Source organism: Stenotrophomonas sp. As-7 (assembly GCF_030291015.1).
GTDB lineage: Bacteria > Pseudomonadota > Gammaproteobacteria > Xanthomonadales > Xanthomonadaceae > Stenotrophomonas > Stenotrophomonas lactitubi.
This window is the reverse complement of record NZ_CP127405.1, coordinates 3,072,052-3,093,059: the sequence shown is the minus strand read 5'-3', so window position 1 is coordinate 3,093,059 and position 21,008 is coordinate 3,072,052. Positions and strand designations below refer to the sequence as shown.

General features: G+C 65.7%; 17 protein-coding genes. 6 read left to right on the top strand and 11 right to left on the bottom strand.

Annotated elements, in window-relative coordinates:
- Nucleotides 1-29: 29 nt before the first annotated feature.
- From QP457_RS14255 to purB, 4 genes are all read right to left on the bottom strand, one after another.
- Nucleotides 30-2,861 (bottom strand): 2-oxoglutarate dehydrogenase E1 component, encoded by a 2,832-nt coding sequence (locus tag QP457_RS14255; RefSeq protein WP_100460485.1) that lies wholly within the window; start codon nucleotides 2,859-2,861, stop codon nucleotides 30-32.
- Between the two features lie 186 nt (nucleotides 2,862-3,047).
- Nucleotides 3,048-3,950 carry a GNAT family N-acetyltransferase gene (locus QP457_RS14250; protein WP_205405955.1) on the bottom strand — a complete coding sequence of 301 codons (903 nt, stop codon included), beginning with the start codon at nucleotides 3,948-3,950 and terminating at the stop codon, nucleotides 3,048-3,050.
- A gap of 3 nt (nucleotides 3,951-3,953) precedes the next feature.
- Nucleotides 3,954-5,351 carry a cupin domain-containing protein gene (locus tag QP457_RS14245; RefSeq protein ID WP_205405954.1) on the bottom strand — a complete coding sequence of 466 codons (1,398 nt, stop codon included), beginning with the start codon at nucleotides 5,349-5,351 and terminating at the stop codon, nucleotides 3,954-3,956.
- Nucleotides 5,352-6,123: 772 nt separating this feature from the next.
- Nucleotides 6,124-7,491: an adenylosuccinate lyase gene (purB, locus tag QP457_RS14240; protein WP_205405953.1), complete on the bottom strand. Its 1,368-nt coding sequence runs from the start codon at nucleotides 7,489-7,491 to the stop codon at nucleotides 6,124-6,126.
- Nucleotides 7,492-7,780: 289 nt separating this feature from the next.
- Between purB and QP457_RS14235 the strand changes: the two genes are divergently transcribed.
- Complete coding sequence (locus tag QP457_RS14235) at nucleotides 7,781-9,220, top strand: class II fumarate hydratase (protein WP_205405952.1); 1,440 nt, start codon at nucleotides 7,781-7,783, stop codon at nucleotides 9,218-9,220.
- Between the two features lie 82 nt (nucleotides 9,221-9,302).
- On the opposite strand, the gene QP457_RS14230 is transcribed toward QP457_RS14235, so the two are convergent.
- The 6 genes from QP457_RS14230 to QP457_RS14205 form a co-directional block, all read right to left on the bottom strand.
- Nucleotides 9,303-9,728, bottom strand: coding sequence for a hypothetical protein (locus QP457_RS14230; RefSeq protein WP_032951937.1), 426 nt, complete (start codon nucleotides 9,726-9,728; stop codon nucleotides 9,303-9,305).
- 106 nt (nucleotides 9,729-9,834) lie between these two features.
- Complete coding sequence (locus QP457_RS14225; protein WP_205405951.1) at nucleotides 9,835-10,437, bottom strand: DUF2884 family protein; 603 nt, start codon at nucleotides 10,435-10,437, stop codon at nucleotides 9,835-9,837.
- Between the two features lie 30 nt (nucleotides 10,438-10,467).
- A complete protein-coding gene (locus QP457_RS14220; RefSeq protein WP_205405950.1) occupies nucleotides 10,468-11,352 on the bottom strand; it encodes a DUF2807 domain-containing protein in 885 nt (294 codons plus the stop codon).
- A gap of 23 nt (nucleotides 11,353-11,375) precedes the next feature.
- On the bottom strand, nucleotides 11,376-12,401 hold the full coding sequence (locus QP457_RS14215; protein ID WP_205405949.1) for a hypothetical protein: 1,026 nt from the start codon (nucleotides 12,399-12,401) through the stop codon (nucleotides 11,376-11,378).
- Complete coding sequence (locus QP457_RS14210) at nucleotides 12,398-13,288, bottom strand: ABC transporter ATP-binding protein (RefSeq protein ID WP_089236130.1); 891 nt, start codon at nucleotides 13,286-13,288, stop codon at nucleotides 12,398-12,400. The genes QP457_RS14215 and QP457_RS14210 overlap by 4 nt, the downstream gene beginning before the upstream one ends.
- Nucleotides 13,288-13,647, bottom strand: coding sequence for a GntR family transcriptional regulator (locus QP457_RS14205; protein ID WP_012511573.1), 360 nt, complete (start codon nucleotides 13,645-13,647; stop codon nucleotides 13,288-13,290). The genes QP457_RS14210 and QP457_RS14205 overlap by 1 nt, the downstream gene beginning before the upstream one ends.
- 624 nt (nucleotides 13,648-14,271) lie before the next feature.
- On the opposite strand from QP457_RS14205, the gene QP457_RS14200 reads away from it, so the two are divergent.
- From QP457_RS14200 to QP457_RS14180, 5 genes are all read left to right on the top strand, one after another.
- Nucleotides 14,272-14,859: a glutathione peroxidase gene (locus QP457_RS14200; RefSeq protein ID WP_100552965.1), complete on the top strand. Its 588-nt coding sequence runs from the start codon at nucleotides 14,272-14,274 to the stop codon at nucleotides 14,857-14,859.
- Nucleotides 14,860-14,955: 96 nt separating this feature from the next.
- Nucleotides 14,956-15,933, top strand: coding sequence for an FKBP-type peptidyl-prolyl cis-trans isomerase (locus QP457_RS14195; protein WP_180166452.1), 978 nt, complete (start codon nucleotides 14,956-14,958; stop codon nucleotides 15,931-15,933).
- A gap of 23 nt (nucleotides 15,934-15,956) precedes the next feature.
- Nucleotides 15,957-17,306 (top strand): UDP-glucose/GDP-mannose dehydrogenase family protein, encoded by a 1,350-nt coding sequence (locus QP457_RS14190; protein ID WP_100552963.1) that lies wholly within the window; start codon nucleotides 15,957-15,959, stop codon nucleotides 17,304-17,306.
- Nucleotides 17,299-17,538, top strand: coding sequence for a SlyX family protein (locus tag QP457_RS14185; protein WP_025876828.1), 240 nt, complete (start codon nucleotides 17,299-17,301; stop codon nucleotides 17,536-17,538). Before QP457_RS14190 ends, QP457_RS14185 begins: the two co-directional genes overlap by 8 nt.
- Nucleotides 17,539-17,548: 10 nt before the next feature.
- Entirely contained in the window at nucleotides 17,549-18,232 is a 684-nt protein-coding gene (locus QP457_RS14180) for a DUF2058 family protein (protein WP_100552962.1), read from the top strand.
- Nucleotides 18,233-18,312: 80 nt separating this feature from the next.
- Here QP457_RS14180 and metH read toward each other — a convergent pair whose 3' ends face one another.
- Entirely contained in the window at nucleotides 18,313-20,997 is a 2,685-nt protein-coding gene (gene metH / locus QP457_RS14175) for a methionine synthase (protein ID WP_205405948.1), read from the bottom strand.
- Nucleotides 20,998-21,008 lie beyond the last annotated feature (11 nt).

Here is a 21,008-nt window from a genome sequence, read left to right as displayed (position 1 = left end):
CCTGGTTTGTCTTCTAAATAGGGGGAGAGTTATTCAGCGAACGAGTCGTTGAACGGGTTGACCAGTGCATCGGCGACCAGCTGCTGCTGTTCGCGGACGTGGTCAGCCATGTGACCGGCAGCCGGCGAAGCCGAACGTGCGCGACCGGCGTAGTGCAGGCTCTGGCCATCGGCCAGGCAGAACTGCAGGTGGTGGCGGATCTGGTACCACGCCCCCTGGTTCTGCGGCTCTTCCTGCGTCCACACCACGTCGGTGGCCTTGCCGTACTTCTTCAGTTCGGCAGCCAGCAGCGCACGCGGGAACGGATACAGCTGCTCCACGCGGATGATCGCCACGTCGTCCTGGCCACGCTTGGTCTGGTCTTCCAGCAGGTCGTAGTAGACCTTGCCCGAGCACAGCACCACGCGCTTGACCTTCTTGGCATCTGCATTGGCATCGCCGATCAGGTGCTGGAATTCGCCATTGGCCAGCTCGTCCAGGGTCGACACGGCCAGCTTGTGGCGCAGCAGCGACTTCGGCGACATCACCACCAGCGGCTTGCGGGTGGTGAGGTGCTGCTGGCGACGCAGCATGTGGAAGGCCTGCGCCGGGGTCGACGGCACCACCACCAGCATGTTCTCCAGCGCGCACAGCTGCAGGAAGCGCTCCAGGCGCGCCGAGCTGTGTTCCGGACCCTGACCTTCATAACCGTGCGGCAGCAGCAGGGTCAGGCCGGAAATACGGCCCCACTTTGCTTCACCGGCGGCGATGAACTGATCGATCACCACCTGGGCGCCGTTGGCGAAGTCGCCGAACTGGCCTTCCCAGATGCACAGGGTGTTCGGATCGGTGGTCGAGAAACCGTACTCATAGGCCATCACGGCTTCTTCGCTGAGCAGCGAATCGATGATGGTGGCCTTCTCCGGCGAATCCACCAGCTGCCGCAGCGGCAGGTAGTAGTTGTCGGTCTTCTGGTCGTGCAGGATCGCGTGGCGGTGGGTGAACGTACCGCGGCCGACGTCCTGGCCGACCAGGCGCAGGGCACTGCCTTCATCCAGCAGGGTGGCGTAGGCCAGGTTCTCGGCAAAGCCCCAGTCGCCCGGGATCTCGCCGGCAGCCATCTTGCGGCGGTCGTCGTACACCTTGGACACGCGCGAGTGCAGCTGCACTTCTTCGGGCACGGTGTTGATCAGCTTGGCCAGCGCGACCAGCTTGTCCTTGTCGACCTTCGTCGACACCGGGTCGGACAGCTTGCCTTCCAGCAGCTTGGGCCAATCAACGAACAGCGGGCTGGTCGGCGGGGTCTTTTCGACCTTGGCCAGCTCGGTGGTCACTTCACCGGCATCGAGCTTCTCACGGTACGCATCGACCATCGCCTTGCCGGCACCGGCGGCGATCACGCCCGCCTTTTCCAGCTGCTCGGCGTACATCTCGCGGGTGGTGGCGTGCTTGCGGATCACCTGGTACATCAGCGGCTGGGTGATCGCCGGCTCGTCGGCCTCGTTGTGGCCCCAACGGCGGTAGCACATCAGGTCGATGACCACGTCCTTGGCGAACTTCTGGCGGAACTCGAAGGCCAGCTGCGCGGCGAATACCACCGCCTCCGGATCATCGCCGTTCACGTGCAGCACCGGTGCGGCGATCATCTTCGCCACGTCGGTGGCATAGCGCGTGGAGCGCGTATCCAGCGGATTGGAGGTGGTGAAGCCAACCTGGTTGTTGACCACGATGTGCACGGTGCCGCCGACGGCGAAGCCGCGGGCCTGCGACATCTGGAACAGCTCCATGACCACGCCCTGGCCGGAGAAGGCCGCGTCGCCGTGGATCAGGATCGGCATCACCTGCTTGCGCGCGGTGTCCTTGCGGCGTTCCTGGCGCGAACGCACGGAACCGGCAACCACCGGGTCGGCGATTTCCAGGTGCGACGGATTGAACGCCAGCGCCAGGTGGACCGGGCCACCTTCAGTGGCGACGTCGGCGGAGAAGCCCATGTGGTACTTCACGTCGCCGGCCGAGGCGTGCTCGTCGTGCTCGAACTTGCCTTCGAATTCGTCGAACAGCTTGCGCGGGTTCTTGCCGAGGGTGTTGACCAGCACGTTCAGGCGGCCACGGTGGGCCATGCCCACCACCACGTCCTTGACGCCATCCTTGCCGGCGCTGCGGATGATGGTGTCCATCATCGGGATCAGCGAGTCGCCGCCTTCCAGCGAGAAGCGCTTCTGGCCGACGTACTTGGTGTGCAGGTAGCGCTCGAGGCCTTCGGCGGCGGTCAGGCGCTCCAGCGTACGGCGCTGGGTGTCAGCGTCCAGCTGGTAGTTGCCACCGGCCAGTTCCAGCTTCTTGTAGATCCACTGGCGCTGCTCGACCTCGGAGATGTGCATGAACTCCGCACCGATCGAACCGGTGTAGGTCGCCTTCAGGCGCGCCAGCAGGTCACGCAGCTTCATGCGCGGCTGACCGCCCACGCCGCCGGTGCTGAACTCGCTGTTGAGGTCAGCATCGGACAGGTTGTGGAAGGGCAGGCCCAGGTCCGGGGTGTTGACCGGAGCGGCCAGGCCCAGCGGGTCCAGGCGGGCGTCCAGATGACCACGCGAACGGTAGGCGGTGATCAGGCGACCGACATTGCGCTCGCGCTCATCGCCTGCACCGGTGCCGGTGCCTGCTTTCAGCGCATCCTTGGCCGCGTCCGCGATGTGGGAAATGACGGCCGAGTGCGGAATGTCGCCTGCTTCGCGGCCCTTGAAGCCGTCGAAGTAGGTTTTCCATTTGGGATCGACACTATCCGGGGAGACCAGGTACTGCTCGTACAGGTCCTCGACATAGGAGGCGTTGCCGCCGGCGAGTTGCGAAGATTGCGCAAACTGCTTCAGTTGATTGTCCACGATGGAGGGTGCTGATTCGCTTTGTGGGGTATGGCTTCAGAAGGACCCGGCACGAAGATGAATAGCCATGCACGGGCGCGTTCAAACGGCCAAATTGTACCCCCATCCGGACACGAAGGGGCAGCGACGAGGGCATCGGGCGTCCCCCGGTGTCGGTCCCAGACAGGTTGAGCGCACCGGTCGCGGTCAGATGCCGAGTGCGCGCAATTCGCTGCATTCGCGCGAACGGTCCCAGACACGCTGCAATTGCTGCTCGAACGGCTGCGAACGTGCCGGCAGCGCGATTGCGGATTCGCCGTCGAGGCGATGACCGATGAGACGAAAGTAGAAGTCGCCTGCATCGTTGAGCAGACAGGCCGAGGCCAGGGCGCGATCGATCGGATCGGCCACCTCGCGGAACTGGATCACACTGGGAAGGCGCTGGAACAGCGCCAGCAGTGGCGCACCGGCGCTGGCGATGGCGGCCGCGTCATGCACGATCACCCGCAACTGCTTGTCGTGGCGGGCGGTGACGAAGCGGCGCAGGGCCGCCTGCACCGGTGGCGCATCCAGCAGGCCGGGGTCCAGCTGCCGGCTGTGCAGCCACAGCCGGCGGCGTGCGCGGTGGATGATTGCCGTGGTGATCGCCACCGCTTCAGCACGGCTGTCGATGGCGGAAACGGCTTGCAGCCGGCGCCGCATCTGCTGGTGGCCGATGCCGGCTTCTTCGAATTCCGGGCCTTCCGGCAGGAAGCCCTGGCGGGCGTAGAAGTCGCGGGCCGGCAGCTGCGCATGCAGGTGCAGCTCGGCCAGGCCGAGCTGGCGCCCGGCCTGTACCAGCGCCTCCAGCAGGGCCTCGCCAACGCCGTGGCCGCGATACGCAGCCAAGACCGCCATGCGGCCGATGCGACCATCCGGCGCCAGCCGCCCGGTGCCGACCGGTTGCCCGTCGGCATCCAGCGCCAGCACGTGGGCGCAGACCGGGTCCAGGTCATCGCGCTCGAGTGCGGCGTCGATGCCCTGTTCCTGCACGAACACCCGTTGGCGCACGTCGTGGATGGCGACGTGGGCCTCGGCATGGCGTACCTGCTGGACCCGGAGCGGACTCATGGTTCAGTCGCGGCTGGGGTCGCTGTCGTCTTCGTCGTGGTCGTCGAAGTTGACGATCACTTCGATGCCGTCGTCGTGCACGGTCACCAGACGGACGTCATCGGACATGGCGTCCGCGTCGATGACCTCGACCTGCTCGCGGCCCTCGATCACCTCACCCAGCACCGCTTCCTCCTCGTCGGCATACACCTCGTTCGGATCGATCAGCTGGAACACACCGCCGACCAGCAGCTGCTGGAGTACTGTGCGGCCCTTGTCGGACAGGCCGCGGTAGGCGGCAGCGTCGAGCTGCTCGGCACCGGCCAGGCGCTGCGCGTCCTTGACCGGCAGGGCGAAGTCCTGGCCGCTGACATACAGGCTGGCGCCGCGCTTGGCCCGGCGCCAGGCCAGGCGCGCCCACGGGTGACGCTGCAGCAGCAGGCCCGACTGCAGGGCTTCGATCACTTCTTCCTGCGGCGGCGCGGCCTGGTGGGCCATCACCTCGCCGGCGGCGCGGTAGGTGGTGATGAAGCGGCCAAACCAGTCGCCCAGCTTGTCCGGGTCGTTCATGCGGATGGCGTTGAGCGCGGTGATCACCCGCGCCATTGCCACGGTGTCGATTTCGTTCGGGTCGGCCGGTGCCTTCAGGTCGGCATCCTGGTAGCGGATGTTTTCGTCGGCATCGGCGATCAACGTGTCCAGGTAGTCGCTGATCAGCTCGGCCGAGGACGGCGCGCGCATGCCGAACGAGAAGGTAAGGCAGGGGTCTTCGGCGACGCCGTGATGCGGCACGTTCGGCGGCAGGTACAGCATGTCGCCCGGCGCCAGCACCCAGTCGTGGGTCGGCTTGAACACCTGCAGCAGCTTCAGTTCCACGTCGGGGCGGAAGCCCAGCGGCGGGCGCTTGCCCTTGATCGATTCGCTGGCATCGATCTGCCAGCGGCGGTGGCCGTGGGCCTGCAGCAGGAACACGTCGTACTGGTCGACATGGGCGCCGACCGAGCCACCGGTAGCGGCGAAGCTGATCATCACATCGTCCATGCGCCAGCGCGGCAGGAAGCTGAAGTGTTCGATCAGGGCGCGCACGTCCTTGTCCCACTTGTCCACGTCCTGCACCAGCAGGGTCCAGTCGTGGTCGGGCAGGGCCGGGAAGATGTCTTCCTGGAACGGGCCGCTGCGCACGCGCCAGCTGTCCTGGGCCTTGTCGTGCTCGATCAGGCGGGCCAGCACGCCCTCTTCGCAGGCCAGGCCGGCCAGGTCTTCCGGCTGTACCGGGGTCTGGAAGTCGGGGAAGGCGTTGCGGATCAACAGCGGGCGTTTCTGCCAGAAGTCGCGCAGGAACACGGCCGGGGACATGCCCAGCGGCTGGCCACGACGGGCGTGGACTTCGATCAGGGGGGAGGTGGACTTGCGGGCGGCCATGGGGGAGTTCCTTGCAGCGGAAAGCGGGAGGGGCGGCGTGGCGGGCCGCCAAGGCCTCCATTGTCCGACGTTCCTTGGGATTGCGCACGTGTGGTGGTTTGTCGCGAGGTTCCGGCCAACGGCTGAGCCCCTCGTGGCGGGTGGTTCACAATCAAAAGCCGCGCTTGGCCGGGCGGGTGGGCCATGCAGGGGACGCTGCAAGTACGTCCCTGTAAGCTCGATGGCGCCATCCATGGCGCCAACGCCCCTGCATGGCCCACCCGCCCGGCCCTGACAGTTTCCTGCGTGGCCCGCCACGGAATGGAAGAAGAAAATCAAAGGCAAGAGCGGGTCGCGCGCTGCGCTTGCTCGTGCATCTGTAGAGCCGAGCCCACGCTCGGCTTGCTGTTGGAACAAGCAGCCGAGCATGGGCTCGGCTCTACAAAGACCCCAAAAACCAAAACAAAGAGGGACGCGGCGAAGCCGCGTCCCTCTTTCAAATTCCGTCCCGACAACCCAATGCTCTTCGATCCGTCACCGGACAACTGTCAGAGGTGGGGCGGGATGGGCCAGCGGGACCGTTGGCGCCATGGATGGCGCCATCGAGCCCCCATGGATGGGTTCACGGCGTGTCCCGTTGGCCCATCCCGACCCGCCCAGCGAGCAGCAATCCAGAGCCGCTTTTGCCGTTGCCGTTGCCGTTGCAGTTGCTGTTGCCGTTGCCGTTGCCGTTGCCTTGGCAGTACAAGCCTGCCGCAGGCAGCGCCCGCGGCCGCCGCCGCAAGGAAAACCCTTAAATCTTCTTCGCCAGCGACTCCGCCAGGCCGGTATAGCTGCCCGGAGTCATGTCCAGCAGGCGCTGCTTGGCATCGGCCGGCAGTTCCAGCCCCTGCACGAACGTGCGCATCGACTCGGCCGTGATGCCCTGGCCACGGGTCAGTGCCTTCAGCTGCTCGTACGGATTCGGCAGGCCATGGCGGCGCATCACCGTCTGCACGGCCTCGGCCAGCACTTCCCAGGCCGCATCCAGATCGGCGTCGAGGCGCTGCGGGTTCACTTCCAGCTTGCCCAGGCCCTTGGCCAGCGAATCCAGCGCCACCTGGCTGTGGCCGAATGCGGTGCCCAGCGCGCGCAGCACGGTGGAATCGGTCAGGTCGCGCTGCCAGCGGCTGATCGGCAGCTTCGCGCTGAAATGCTCGAACAGCGCGTTGGCGATGCCGAAGTTGCCTTCGGCGTTCTCGAAATCGATCGGGTTGACCTTGTGCGGCATCGTCGACGAACCGACTTCGCCTTCCTTCAGGCGCTGCTTGAAGTAGCCCAGCGAGACGTAGCCCCAGATGTCGCGGGCCAGGTCGATCAGGATGATGTTGGCGCGACGGGCGGCATCACCGATTTCGGCGATGTTGTCGTGCGGCTCGATCTGCGTGGTGTACGGGTTGAACACCAGGCCCAGGCCGGTGACGAAGCGCTCGGCGAAGGCCGGCCAGTCCACGTCCGGGTAGCTGGCGATGTGTGCGTTGTAGTTGCCGACCGCGCCGTTGATCTTGCCGGTCAGTTCGACCGCGGCAATCTGCCGGCGCTGGCGCTCCAGGCGGGCGACCACGTTGGCCAGCTCCTTGCCCAGGGTGGTCGGCGAGGCGGTCTGGCCGTGGGTGCGCGACAGCATCGGCTGGCCCGCCTGGGCGTGGGCCAGCGTGCGCAGTGCATCGGCGACGCCGTCCAGGGTCGGCAGCAGCACGTCGCGACGGGCCTGTTCCAGCATCAGGCCGTAGCTGAGGTTGTTGATGTCTTCGCTGGTGCAGGCGAAATGCACGAATTCCAGCGCCGGGGCCAGCTCGGCATCGTCCTTCAGCTGTTCCTTGATGAAGTACTCCACCGCCTTGACGTCATGGTTGGTGGTGCGCTCGATTTCCTTCACGCGCGCGGCCTGGGCCGGGCTGAAGCCGCTGGCCAGCGCACGCAGGCGGGCGATCGCGGCATCGGAGAACGCGGCCAGCTCGACGATGCCCGGCTCGGCGGCCAGGGCCAGCAGCCACTCCACTTCGACCGTGACACGGGCCTTGATCAGGCCGTACTCGGAGAAGATCGGGCGCAGGGCGTCGACCTTGCCGGCATAGCGGCCATCGAGCGGGGACAGGGCGAGCAGGGCGGATTCGGACATGTCGGCAGGGCTGGGACGAGCGGCGGGGCCGATATTCTACGACGCGTGGCCATCGCATGCTTGGTAGCGCCGGGCCATGCCCGGCGGAGGATGGCCGCGCTGCGCGCTCGCCGGGCGCGGCCCGGCGCTACCCGTTCAATCGGCCCTTCGGATGAAACGATCTGGCCCGTCCTCGCCATCCCACGCTGCGGACAAGGGAGTATCGTTGTCGCAGCCGCCAGCCCGGGAAGCGACACCCTGCCAGCCGCCGCTTCCCTTTCCCCAACCGAAGTAGTGCGGAGTTGATGCAATGAGCAAAGCTGCAAGCAAGAGCGCCCCCAAGGGTTTCCGGATCGAGCACGACAGCATGGGCGAGCTGCAGGTGCCTGCCGACGCCCTGTGGGGCGCGCAGACCCAGCGCGCTGTACAGAATTTCCCGGTGTCGGGCCAGCGCATGCCGCGCGGCTTCATCCGTGCACTGGGCCTGGTCAAGGGAGCCGCCGCCGGCGTCAACGCCGAGCTGGGCCACTTGCCCAGGACCGTAGCCAAGGCCATCCAGTCTGCCGCCGCCGAAGTGGCTGACGGCACGTGGGACGCGCAGTTCCCGATCGACGTTTACCAGACCGGCTCGGGCACTTCCTCGAACATGAATGCCAACGAGGTCATCGCCACGCTGGCCAACCGTGCCGGCAAGGCAGGCAAGACCACCGTGCACCCGAACGATCACGTCAACCAGGGGCAGAGCTCCAACGACGTGATTCCGACGGCGCTGCGCGTGTCGGCCGTGCTGGCCACCCATGAGCAGCTGCTGCCGGCGCTGGTGCACCTGCGCAGGACGCTGGACAAGAAGGGCCGCAGCCTGCGCAAGGTGGTCAAGACCGGCCGCACCCACCTGATGGACGCGATGCCGCTGACCTTCGAACAGGAATTTGGTGCGTGGTCGGCGCAGCTGGCCTCGGCACAGGAGCGCATCGAGGACAGCCTGAAGCGCGTGCGCCGCCTGCCGCTGGGCGGTACCGCCATCGGCACCGGCATCAATGCCGACCCGCGCTTTGGTGCGCAGGTGGCCAAGGCGCTGAAGCAGCAGACCGGCTTCAAGTTCGACAGTGCCGAGAACAAGTTCGAAGGCTTGGCCGCGCAGGATGATGCGGTGGAACTGTCGGGCCAGCTCAATGCGCTGGCGGTGGCCCTGATCAAGATCGCCAACGACCTGCGCTGGATGAATGCCGGTCCGCTGGCGGGCCTGGGCGAGATCGAACTGCCTGCGCTGCAGCCGGGGTCCTCGATCATGCCGGGCAAGGTCAATCCGGTGATTCCGGAGGCGACGGTGATGGCCTGCGCGCAGGTGATCGGCCACCACACGGCGATCACCGTGGCCGGCCAGACCGGCAATTTCCAGCTCAATGTGACGCTGCCGCTGATCGCGGTGAACCTGCTCGATGGCATCGGCCTGCTGGCCAATGTGTCGACCCTGCTGGCCGACAGCGCCATTGCCGGCCTGAAGGTGCGCGAAGACCGTGTGGCCGAAGCGCTGGCACGCAATCCGATCCTGGTGACCGCACTGAACCCGATCATCGGCTACGAGAAAGCCGCAGCGATCGCCAAGCGTGCCTACAAGGAACAGCGACCGGTGCTGGACGTGGCGCTGGAAGACAGTGGCCTGGCCGAAGCCGAGCTGCGCCGGCTGCTGGACCCGGCCGCGTTGACCGCCGGTGGCATCCAGGCCGGTGGAGGTGGTGCCGGCGGCTGATCTGCAATCTGCACTCTGTAGAGCCGAGCCTATGCTCGGCCCTACAAACGGAAACGCCGCCCGGGAGGGCGGCGTTCTCGTTTCAGCGACGGTCGGCGACGATGTTGCCGAAGGTCTCGGTGTAATCCTTGAACTCGGGAATGGTCTGCACCAGGTCCGGCGGAATCACCTGCATGCCTTCCGGTGGCACGATCTTCACCGGCTGCATGTTGGGATCGGCCGGGGCGGCCACCAACGTGTTCTGGCGCAGCACCTGCAGCTTTCCGAACATCGTCTGCAGCATCTGCTTCTGCTCGGCGTTGAGCGGGATCAGGATCTCGTCGATCTTCATCTGCCCGTCGGGCAGGATGATGATGTTCGGCGCCGGCTGGCGACGCACGGTCACGATGCTTTCGCTGACCGAGATCTTCGGTTTGCCGCGCTCGGCGCGGTGGTTGCGGTAATCCTGGTCACAGCCGACCAGGCCCAGGCAGAGCAGGGCGGCCAGCAGCAGAAACAGCTTTTTCATGGCGGTTCAATCGAGTGCATCCGGGGCCGCCATTGTAAGCCCGCTGGGGCGCAGCAGCCGGCAACGCCTGCGCGCTGCCGGCCGGGTGCGCTGATCTGTCACAGGGTCAGCGGTTGACGACGGTGTCCTTGCCGCAGTCGTCCACATCGCTCTGGTCCATCGTGGCGTAGGGCTTGAACGCCGGCAGCGAGGCCGCCAGCGCCTGCTGGCTGGCCAGCAGGGCCGGCATGCGGTCGCAGATGCGCTTGGCCTGCGCCTCGATCTTGGCGGCCTCGGCGTTGATCCGTTTTTCGATGCCTTCGCTGTCGCCGCTGAAGATGCCCTTCAGTGCTTCCCCGGCAGCGTTGGCGCCGAGCTTGGCCCCCGCCAGGCCCACATCCATGCCGTCCATCGCCACCGCCACCACGTGGCCGCGGTAATCGAGCAGCTGGCGGCGCTGGCCATCGTCCAGCGTCACCTGCTTGCCGCCGATCAACAGCTGTCCCTGCGGGGTGATCTCCGCGCGCGGCTGGTTGTCGGCGGAGATCTTGATGTTGCCCTCGGCGATTTCCTTGCGGGCGTCGTCCATCGCTTCCTTGACGGTCTGGCCGACACCACCGGCGGTCTCGGCCACCGCCTTGCCGGCGGTCTTGTCGGGGCTGGAGGTGTCGCCACAGGCGATCAGCGGCAGGCACAGCAGGGCAGCAGGCAGCAGGCGCAGCAGGTTCATGGCATTCCCCTCGAATCGGATGGTTGGGCGTTACTTGCCGCGGGGCAGGGTGACGGTGCCGGTCACGCTGCGATGCTGGACGTCGCCGCTGCCGCTGTGCTCGACGGTGAGGTTGCCGCGGACGCCATCGACATCGATGTCGCCCGAGCCGTGGCTGCGCACACGGACATTGCCGCCGACCTGCTCGATCTCGACATTGCCGGAGCCGACCACGCCGATCTCGACGTTGCCCTGCACCTGCTTGAAGCCGATGTCGCCGGAGCCGACGGTATCCAGCCGTGCGTTGCCACGCACGTCGGTCACCTTCAGGTCACCGGAGCCGACGGTGCCGACGCTGGCATCACCGCCGATGTTGCGGGCGTTGACGTCGCCCGAACCGAGCGAGAGCAGGTTGAACGATGCGGCGCCATCGACGTCCAGGTCGCCCGAACCCACGGCGGCATGCACGCTGCCACGGGTGCCGCGGGCGATGCCATCACCGGAGCCCACGTCCATGCTCAGCGACTGCGCGTTCTCGATGCTGCCATCACCGGAGCCGATCTTGAACTGCAGCGGCAGGTTGTCCGGCACGCTGCCACGGATGTCCAGCCAGGCATAGCTGTTGCCCATCGACAGCGCGTCGCGGCTGTCGCGGCGCAGGCTCACCACCAGCTTGTCGCCCACGCGCCGCTGGTCCAATACCAACTGATCCAGCCAGTCCTTGTTGGACGCGCACGCGCGGCCGTCGAGCTGGCCGCCACCCGCGCTGGCGACCACCTTCAGGTCATGCTGGTTGATCTCGAACACCACCGCCTTGGCGCCGGCCGTGTCGATCTTCAGCGCGCGCGGCGCGGAGTACTTGCAGTTCGGTGCATCGGCGGCCAGCGCCGACAAGGGCAACAGCAACAGCGCACTACAGGCAATCAAGGAACGCATGGGTGGTGCCTCCAGGTTGAAGATCAGATTTCGCCGGCGCGCTTGCGCAGGCGGATGGCGATGAAAATGAAGGCCACGCCGAAGGCCGCGCCGATCCACAGGTCGGGCATTGCCAGCGACTTCAGCTGGGCGGCGGGCGCCATCAGCGCCACGATCGAGTCCAGATCCTGCCTGGATTCGCCGCCACCGGCGCGGTACAGCAGGTCCATCCCCGGCATCGCACCCAGCAGCAGGCGGCCGACGATGTGCTGCCAGAACCAGCCGGTGGTCAGGTCGAACAGGTGCATCAGCTTGGTGGTGCTGACGATGATGCCGGCGAACAGCGGCAGCATGACCGCCCACAGGAACGGCTTGCTCTTGGCCCAGGCCGAGCACAGCAGCAGCCAGCCGGCGGTAGGCAGCGCCCACAAGGCGTACACCGGGATGGACACGAACATGCCCAGCACCAGGCTCATCGGGTTGGCCGGGCCGACGATCAGCTGCATCGCGTCACCGCCGTGCGAGACCACCACCAGGCACAGCACCAGCATGAACACGAGCAGGGTCAGGCTGGACGCGATGATGGCGATCAGCGGTGCGACGATCAGCGCACTGAACACCTTGGACAGCACGGTCTGGGTATCCGACAGCGGCAGCGATTTCCAGAACAGGATGCTGCGGTCGCGGCGGTCGTCATACAGCGCGCCCAGGCAGTAGAAGAACACCACGAACGCGAGCACGATCAGCGGCCAGGACGAGGTCAGTACCATCGCCAGGTCCAGGCCGTTGCCCAGGTCGGCCATGTCCTTGGCGCTGATGTCGCGGGTCAGCACGGCCAGATCCAGACCGTTGATGTTCACGCTCTCGCCGTCGATGTGCAGGCCGCCATCGCGCGCGGCACGATGCAGGGCGAACAGGCCCAGGCCGATGCCGATGCCGCTCATCAGCAGCGAAACGATGCCGGCGATCACCGGGGCATACAGGAAACCACCACGGTTTTCCCAGTATTCGCGCTTGAGCAGCCAGCGCAGGGTGCCGGCCGGACTGACGGGATGATTGACGGCATTCATGCGTAGGTCCCCTTCATGACAGCGACGAACAGATCGGCAAGGCCGGCGTTGCGGGTTTCACCCAGGCTGGCCAGCTGGCTGCGTGGCACCCCGTCGAACAGCAGGACGGTCTTGCCGAAGGCCTGGCTGCGCTCGTCGATGGGCTTCAGTGCGCGGGCAGTTTCAAGCTGGTCGGCGCCGACCAGCAGCTCGGTATAGCGCTCGCCGACCTCATCCATTTCCGCATTGAGCACGATGCGGCCGTCGCGGATGAACATCACGTCGGTGAGGATGTGCTCGATCTCTTCCACCTGGTGGGTGGTGACGATGATGGTCTTCTGCTCGTCGAAGTAGTCTTCCAGCAGGCGCTGGTAGAACTCCTTGCGGTACAGGATGTCCAGGCCGAGCGTGGGTTCGTCCAGCACCAGCACCTTGGCGTCGATGGCCATCACCAGGGCCAGGTGCAGCTGCACGATCATGCCCTTGGACAGTTCGCGCACGCGCTGCTTGGGCTGCAGCTTGGTGTTGGCCAAAAAGCGCTCGCAGCGGGCACGATCAAAGCGCGGGTGCACGCCGGCGACGAAGTCGATCGCCTCACGCACCTTCAGCCAGCGCGGCAGCACGGCGACATCGGCGATGAAGCAGATGTCGTTCATCAGATCGTCGCGGTGCGCACGCGGGTCTCGGCCGAGCACGCTCAGCTCGCCTTCCACCGAGGTCAGGCCGAGCACCGCCTTCAGCGCGGTGGTCTTGCCGGCACCATTGGGGCCGATCAGGCCGATGATGCGGCCTGCCGGAATGGAGAAGCTGGCGTTGTCGAGCGCGAGCGTGTTCTTGTAGGCCTTGCGAAGGCCACGGGCGGTAATGACAGCGTCGCTTGGCACAGCGGTAGTGGGACTGGCATTCATCAGAATTTCCCCTGGGGCAACAATTCGTCGAGACTCAGGCCCAGTCGCTGGATCCGTTCCAGTACGGCCGGCCATTCTTCATTGAGGAAGCGTTCGCGCTCGCTGCTGCGCAGCTGCGTGGCCGCCTGTTCGGTCATGAACATGCCCAGCCCGCGGCGCTTCTCGACAAGGCCTTCATCGGCCAGCTCCTGGTAAGCGCGCGAAACGGTGATGGGGTTGAGCTGGTAATCGGCGGCCACCTGGCGCACCGAGGGAAGGGCATCGCCCGGCTTGAGGATTCCGTCAAGCATCATGGCGATCACGCGTTCCTTCAGCTGGCGGTAGATGGGAGCGCCGTCGCTCCACTGGATGTCGCTCATATTCAGCTCCGTGGGGTCAGCGGCTGTGCGAACGAGAAATACGGCATGGACAGGGAGCTGTGCAGCCGACGCGGGGGGGAGGGGGAGGGAGCGGCATTCCCTGCCGGGGGTACTGCTGCGTCCTGCGTACTGTCGTCGGAGAGGGCGGGGGAGGAAGCGGCCGGTGGGGCCGGCATGGCCAGCCAGACCAGGACGAACAGGGTTGATACCGCGGTGACCGCGGGGGCGGTAAGGCTGCGACGCATCCGGGTGTTCATGGTTCCCCCCTGTCTCAGGTGACTGGTGTTGTATGCAACTATAACACCGGCACGCCTGTGTGCAAGTCCTGCCCCTACCCAACTGATGGCAGGGGTGGTCATGGCACCGAAATAATTATTCAACCATTTGATTTTCATTGAAAAAGCTAAATTTCGGAAGGCTGTTCTCGGCCAATCTCCCATTCAGTCATGTCCATGCTATGTCATCAGCTGAGGACGGAGACGCGTTTCCGGCGACTTCCGCCACGCCGCGCAAAGCGCAACAGCGCCTGTGCTCCAGAGGGGGGCAGACCCCGGTGCTATAGTTCGGCCGATTCCCGGCCGGCCACGGCCGGACCCCTGGAACGGCTACCGCGGAACGTCTCCCATGCCCTTGTCGACTGCCTCCTCTCGCCGCCTTCGCGGCCTGTCCCTGTTGACCCTGCTGGCCGCAGGCCTGGCCACGTCGGCCGGCGCGTTCGCCGCCGATCTGCTGGATCTGTCGTATCGGCCGCTGGCGGGCAAGCAGCAGGTCAACCTGCAGCAGCGTTACCACGGCCAGGTGCTGCTGGTGGTCAATACCGCAAGCAAGTGCGGCTATACCCCGCAGTACGAAGGCCTGGAAGCGCTGCAGAAGCAGTACGCCGGCAAGGGATTTGCAGTGCTCGGCTTCCCGTCCAACGATTTCAAGGGACAGGAGCCCGGTGACGAAAAGCAGATCCAGGATTTCTGCACACTTACTTATGGTGTGAAGTTCCCGATGTTCGAAAAGGTGCACGTGACCGGCGCGCAGGCTACGCCGCTGTATCAGCGCTTGACCGCCGCCACCGGCGTGGCGCCCGCCTGGAATTTCCACAAGTATCTGGTCGGGCGCGATGGCAGGGTAATTGCCCAGTTCGCCAGCAAGGTCACCCCGGATGATCCGCAGCTGAAAGCGGCCATCGACAAGGCGCTTGCAGCACCAGCTGCACATTGAATGCCGGCATGGATGCCTCGACATCGACGGCATGCGTGCGACAATACGTGTTTTCGCGCCGACGTCGGCGTCCAGTCACTTCCAGGAATGCAGCGAATGAAAATGGGAATGCGCGGCGCCGCGGCGTCGGTTCTGATTCTGGCGATGGGCACCTCCGGTGTCGCCCTGTCGCAACAACCGGCCGCTCCCTCGGCCGCCAAGGAGACCGCACCCTTGAATTCCCCCAAGCAGAAGCTCGGCTACGCCATTGGTCTGGATGTGGCCAAGTCGTTCGCGCCGATCGCCGATGAAATCGATGCGGCCGCGCTGCGCACTGCCGTGGAACGTTCCTTCGAAGGCCTGCAGCCGCAGATCACCCAGGAACAGGCCAAGGCCACCGATGCCGCCCTGCGCCAGGTCGTGATGGCCCGCAGCGGCCAGCAGGTGCCGGGCGTTGCGCCGGGCTCGCAGCCGGCGAAGGTCGACCGGGTCAAGGTCGCACAGATGATCGGCGCCTATTCGGTCGGGCCGTCGCTGGCACAGCTGAAGGACGATATCGATACCGCCTCGCTGTTTGACGCGATCAACACTGGCCTGAGCAAGGGCCAGCCGAAGATGACCGAAGCTGACGCCACTGCCACCATCCAGGCGTTCATGGGCGCCAAGCAGGCCGAAATGCAGGCCAAGGCCGCACAGGCCGCGCAGACCAACCGTCAGGAAGGCAATGCGTTCCTGGCCAAGAACAAGACCCAGCCGGGCGTGGTGACCACCCCGTCGGGCCTGCAGTACCAGGTGATCCGTCCGGGCAGCGGCGAGCGTCCGTTGCCGTCCAGCAAGGTGCGCGTGAACTACGAAGGCAAGCTGCTCAACGGCACCGTGTTCGACAGTTCCGCGGGCCGTGGTCCGGCCGAGTTCGGTCTGGACCAGGTCATCAAGGGCTGGACCGAGGGCGTGGCCCTGATGCCGGTCGGCTCGAAGTACCGCTTCTGGATTCCGGGTGAACTGGCATACGGCGAGAACGGCACCCCGGGTGGTCCGATCGGTCCGAACGCCACCCTGACCTTCGACGTCGAGCTGCTGGGCGTTCTGCCGTAAGCCACCACGGAGTCAGTACGGATATGCGCGTTGCGATTTTTGGTACGGGCTATGTAGGCCTGGTGACCGGCACCTGCCTGGCCGACGTCGGCCACCAAGTGGTCTGCGTCGATATCGACCAGGCCAAGGTGGATGGCCTCAACCGGGGCATCATCCCGATCTACGAGCCCGGCCTGGAGCCGATGGTGAAGGCCAACCACGCCGCGTCGCGGCTGGCGTTCACCACCGACGCGGCGACCGCCATCGGCCACGGCCAGGTGGTGTTCATCGCCGTGGGCACGCCGCCGGACGAGGATGGCAGCGCCGACCTGCAGTACGTGCTGGCCGTGGCCCGCACCATCGGCCGGTACATCTCGGTGCCGACGGTGGTGGTCAACAAGTCGACGGTGCCGGTGGGCACCGCCGACAAGGTCCGTGCGGCCATTGCCGAGGAATTGGCAGCGCGTGGCGCGGATATCGCCTTCGATGTGGTGTCCAATCCCGAATTCCTGAAGGAGGGCGACGCCGTTGCCGACTGCATGCGGCCTGACCGCATCATCATCGGTGCGACCAGCGCCGAGTCGGTCGCCGTGATGCGTCGCCTGTATGCACCGTTCAATCGCAACCACGATCGCGTGGTGGAGATGGACGTGCGTTCGGCCGAGCTGACCAAGTACGCCGCCAATGCAATGCTGGCAACCAAGATTTCGTTCATGAATGAAATCGCCAACATTGCCGAGCGCGTGGGCGCCGACGTCGAGCAGGTCCGCCAGGGCATCGGTTCGGACCCGCGCATCGGCTGGCACTTCATCTATCCGGGTGCGGGTTACGGCGGTTCGTGTTTCCCCAAGGATGTGCAGGCACTGGCCCGCACCGCGCAGCAGGCCGGCCTTGAGCCGAAGCTGCTGAACGCAGTGGAGGCGGTCAATGAATCGCAGAAGGGGCACCTGTTCGCCCTGATCCAGCGGCACTATGACAAGGGCGAAGACGAAGGCGTGCGCGGCAGGACGTTTGCCGTGTGGGGCCTGGCGTTCAAGCCGAATACCGACGACATGCGCGAGGCCTCCAGCCGCCGCCTGCTGGCCCAGTTGTGGGAAGCCGGTGCAACGGTGCGTGCCTACGATCCGGAGGCGATGCATGAATCGCAGCGGATCTTCGGCGAGCGCGACGATCTGGTGTTCTGTGACAGCGCCGACGACGCGCTGCAGGGCGCCGATGCATTGGTCGTGGTGACCGAGTGGAAGCAGTTCCGCAGCCCCGATTTCCAGATGCTGCGCGAGCGGCTGAAGGATGCGGTGGTGTTCGATGGCCGCAATCTCTACGAGCCGGCCGAAGTCGAGGCCGCTGGCCTTGCGTATTACGGCATAGGCCGGGGACGTTCGCTGCATGTCTGAAGTGCCGACCGAACGCGAGCAGGCGCTGGAAGCGCGCCTGGTCGAACTGGAGATGCGCGTGTCCTTCCAGGAACACGCGCTGGCCGAACTGAGCGATGCGCTGGCAGACGCGCGTATGGAAGGCAGCCGCAATGCCGGCATCCTGCGCGTGCTGCTGGAGGACCTGGGCAAGGTCCGCAATGCATTGAATTCTTCTGATCCGGCGAGCGAACCGCCGCCGCCGCACTACTGATCCATATCCTATGAGCGATACCCTCCGCGACCAGCTGATGGGCCTGGGCTTCAAGCCCGCGCCCAAGCCCGAGCGCAAGAATGATGGCCCCCGCCGTGATGGCCGCCCGCAGGGCAAGGGTGGCGCTGGCAATGGAAAGCCGCAGCACGCAGGCAAGGGCGAACACAAGCCTGGCGAGCGGCGGGCGCATGGCAATGGTGGTCCGGGCAAGCCCGGCCAGCAGCGTGGCCAGGGCCAGGGGCAGGGCCCGCGCAAGCCACGTACCGCTGAGGAAATGGATCTGGCCAAGGCCTACGCGATCCGTGCGCAGCGCGAAAAGGAAGAGCGCATCGAGACCGAGCGCCTGAAGCAGGAAGAGGCACGCCAGCGCCGCGAGGCCAAGGTGAAGCTGGAAGAGCTGCTGAAGGACAAGAGCCTGAATGCCGAAGCGGCTGATATCGCGCGCCACTTCCCGTACGGCGGCAAGATCAAGCGCATCTACGTCACCGCCGAGCAGCTCAAGGCACTCAACGCCGGCGAACTGGGCGTGGTCCAGCTCAACGGTCGCTACCTGCTGGTGACGGCCGACGTTCTGGCCCAGTCCGAGGCGGTGTTTGCCGCGTCGGTGGCGTTGAAGGTCGACCCGAATGCGCCGGCCGAGGATGATCCCTACGCCGACCCGCAGTACCAGGTGCCAGACGACCTGGTCTGGTAAGCACCGGCATAAATTAAAGGGGGACGGAGGGGATTAAGTCGTTTATCGCACAAACGACGTAATCCCCTCCGTCCCCTTTTTCATTCCGGGTCGTAGTCGAGGTTCGATGCCAGCCAGCGCTCGGCCTGCGCGCGGTCCACGCCCTTGCGGCGTGCGTAATCGATGACCTGCTCGCGACCGAGACGGCCGACCACGAAATACTGGCTCTGCGGGTGGCTGAAGTAATAGCCCGACACTGCCGCGGTCGGCAGCATCGCGAAGCTCTCGGTCAGCTGCATGTCGGCGTTGGTTTCCGCGCCCAGCAGGTCGAACAATCGGCGCTTTTCGCTGTGCTCGGGGCAGGCGGGGTAGCCGGGCGCGGGGCGGATGCCGCGGTACTTTTCGTCGATCAGCGCTTCGTTGTCGAGCGTTTCGGCGTGATCGTAACCCCAGAAGCTGGTGCGTACGCGCTGGTGCAGGCGTTCGGCCAGGGCTTCGGCAAAGCGGTCGGCGAGCGCCTTCAACAGGATCGCGTTGTAGTCGTCGTGGTCGGCCTCGAAACGAGCCACGTGCGCGTCGATACCGATGCCTGCCGTGACTGCGAAGGCGCCGATCCAGTCCTGCTTGCCGCTGTCGATCGGGGCGATGAAATCGGCAAGGCAGAAATCCGGGCGTTCGGCAGGCTTGTCCACCTGTTGCCGCAGGAAGTGCAGGGTGGCCTCGCCATCGGGATGCTGCACGCGTACGTCGTCGCCGATGCTGTTGGCGGGCCACAGGCCGAACACGCCCTTGGCCTGCAGCCACTTCTCGTTGACGATGCGGTCCAGCATCGCGCGCGCGTCCTGGTAAAGCTCGCTGGCCTGGGTGCCGACGATTTCATCGGTGAGGATGGCCGGGTACTTGCCGGCCAGTTCCCATGCCTGGAAGAACGGCGTCCAGTCAATGTAGGGCACCAGTTCGGCCAGCGGGTAGTCATCGAATACATGCAGACCCGGCTGCTTCGGTGCGGGTGGCGTGTACGCCTCCCAGTCGCACTTGAACTTCTGGCCGCGTGCATGCTCCAGCGAGACCAGGCGCTTGGCGTCGCCGCGGTTGCGATGGCGGGTACGGATCTCGGCATAGTCCGCCTCGTTGGCAGCGACGAACGCATCGCGCAGCTCGCGCGAGATCAGCGACTGCGCCACGCCCACGGCGCGCGAGGCATCCTTCACCCAGACCGTCGGCGCTTTGTAATGCGGGTCGATCTTCAACGCGGTGTGCGCGCGCGAGGTAGTCGCACCGCCGATCATCAGCGGCAGGTCAAAGCCCTGTCGCTGCATTTCACGGGCGACATGGCTCATTTCCTCCAGCGACGGCGTGATCAGGCCGGACAGGCCGATGATGTCGGCATGGTGCTCGCGCGCGGCATCCAGGATCTTCTGCGCCGGTACCATCACACCGAGATCGATCACCTCGAAGTTGTTGCAGGCCAGGACCACGCCGACGATGTTCTTGCCGATGTCGTGCACATCGCCCTTGACCGTGGCCATGATGATCCTGCCATTGCTGCGGGCGGTGTCGCCACTGCGTGCCTTCTCGGCCTCGATGTAGGGCAGCAGGTAGGCCACCGCCTTCTTCATCACGCGTGCGGACTTCACCACCTGCGGCAGGAACATCTTGCCGGCACCGAACAGATCGCCGACCACGTTCATCCCATCCATCAGCGGGCCTTCGATCACGTCCAGTGGACGGCTGGAGCGCTGCCGGGCTTCTTCGGTATCGGCTTCCACCCACGCGTCCAGACCATGCACCAGCGCATGCGCCAAGCGTGCGTCCACCGGCTTCTCGCGCCAGGCCAGGTCTTCGGTCTTCGCCGCGCCCTTGCTGCCCTTGTAGCGCTCGGCGATTTCAAGCAGGCGCTCGGTGGCATCACGGCGGCGGTTGAGGATCACGTCTTCCACCCGCTCGCGCAGGTCCGGTTCCAGTTCGTCGTAGATCGGCATCGCGCCGGCGTTGACGATGCCCATGTCCATGCCCGCGGCGATCGCGTGGTACAGGAACACCGAGTGGATCGCCTGGCGCACGGTCTCGTTGCCACGGAACGAGAACGAAACATTCGACACGCCGCCGGACACATGGCAGTGCGGCAGCGTCTGCTTGATGATGCGGGTGGCTTCGATGAAGTCGACCGCGTAGTTGTCATGCTCTTCAATGCCGGTGGCGACGGCGAAGATGTTCGGGTCGAAGATGATGTCCTGCGGCGGGAAGCCGATCTCATCGACCAGCAGGCGATAGGCGCGGGTACAGATTTCGACCTTGCGCGCGCAGGTGTCGGCCTGCCCGGCCTCATCGAAGGCCATCACCACCGCGGCGGCGCCATAGCGCAGTACCTTGCGCGCATGCTCGCGGAACAGCTCCTCGCCTTCCTTCAGCGAGATCGAATTGACCACGCTCTTGCCCTGCAGGCACTTCAGGCCAGCCTCGATCACGCTCCATTTGGAGGAATCGACCATCACCGGAATCCGGGCGATGTCCGGCTCGGACATGATCAGGTTGAGGTAGCGGGTCATTGCCGCTTCCGAATCGATCAGGCCCTCGTCCATGTTGACGTCGAGGATCTGTGCGCCGCTGGCCACCTGCTGCCGGGCCACGTCCACCGCTTCTTCGTAACGGCCTTCCTTGATCAGCTTACGGAACTGCGCACTGCCGGTGACGTTGGTGCGTTCACCGACGTTGACGAACAGCAGGTCCGGGGTGATGACCAGCGGTTCCAGGCCGGACAGGCGGGTAGGGCGGACAGGTGTCATGGCGGGCGGCG

What these genes read in the sequence shown, in the direction of transcription:
- QP457_RS14250 (WP_205405955.1), bottom strand. Translation starts at nt 3,950, where the DNA reads ATGAGTCCGCTCCGGGTCCAGCAGGTACGCCATGCCGAGGCCCACGTC.
- QP457_RS14245 (WP_205405954.1), bottom strand. Translation starts at nt 5,351, where the DNA reads ATGGCCGCCCGCAAGTCCACCTCCCCCCTGATCGAAGTCCACGCCCGT.
- purB (WP_205405953.1), bottom strand. Translation starts at nt 7,491, where the DNA reads ATGTCCGAATCCGCCCTGCTCGCCCTGTCCCCGCTCGATGGCCGCTAT.
- QP457_RS14235 (WP_205405952.1), top strand. Translation starts at nt 7,781, where the DNA reads ATGAGCAAAGCTGCAAGCAAGAGCGCCCCCAAGGGTTTCCGGATCGAG.
- QP457_RS14230 (WP_032951937.1), bottom strand. Translation starts at nt 9,728, where the DNA reads ATGAAAAAGCTGTTTCTGCTGCTGGCCGCCCTGCTCTGCCTGGGCCTG.
- QP457_RS14225 (WP_205405951.1), bottom strand. Translation starts at nt 10,437, where the DNA reads ATGAACCTGCTGCGCCTGCTGCCTGCTGCCCTGCTGTGCCTGCCGCTG.
- QP457_RS14220 (WP_205405950.1), bottom strand. Translation starts at nt 11,352, where the DNA reads ATGCGTTCCTTGATTGCCTGTAGTGCGCTGTTGCTGTTGCCCTTGTCG.
- QP457_RS14215 (WP_205405949.1), bottom strand. Translation starts at nt 12,401, where the DNA reads ATGAATGCCGTCAATCATCCCGTCAGTCCGGCCGGCACCCTGCGCTGG.
- QP457_RS14210 (WP_089236130.1), bottom strand. Translation starts at nt 13,288, where the DNA reads ATGAATGCCAGTCCCACTACCGCTGTGCCAAGCGACGCTGTCATTACC.
- QP457_RS14205 (WP_012511573.1), bottom strand. Translation starts at nt 13,647, where the DNA reads ATGAGCGACATCCAGTGGAGCGACGGCGCTCCCATCTACCGCCAGCTG.
- QP457_RS14200 (WP_100552965.1), top strand. Translation starts at nt 14,272, where the DNA reads ATGCCCTTGTCGACTGCCTCCTCTCGCCGCCTTCGCGGCCTGTCCCTG.
- QP457_RS14195 (WP_180166452.1), top strand. Translation starts at nt 14,956, where the DNA reads ATGAAAATGGGAATGCGCGGCGCCGCGGCGTCGGTTCTGATTCTGGCG.
- QP457_RS14190 (WP_100552963.1), top strand. Translation starts at nt 15,957, where the DNA reads ATGCGCGTTGCGATTTTTGGTACGGGCTATGTAGGCCTGGTGACCGGC.
- QP457_RS14185 (WP_025876828.1), top strand. Translation starts at nt 17,299, where the DNA reads ATGTCTGAAGTGCCGACCGAACGCGAGCAGGCGCTGGAAGCGCGCCTG.
- QP457_RS14180 (WP_100552962.1), top strand. Translation starts at nt 17,549, where the DNA reads ATGAGCGATACCCTCCGCGACCAGCTGATGGGCCTGGGCTTCAAGCCC.
- metH (WP_205405948.1), bottom strand. Translation starts at nt 20,997, where the DNA reads ATGACACCTGTCCGCCCTACCCGCCTGTCCGGCCTGGAACCGCTGGTC.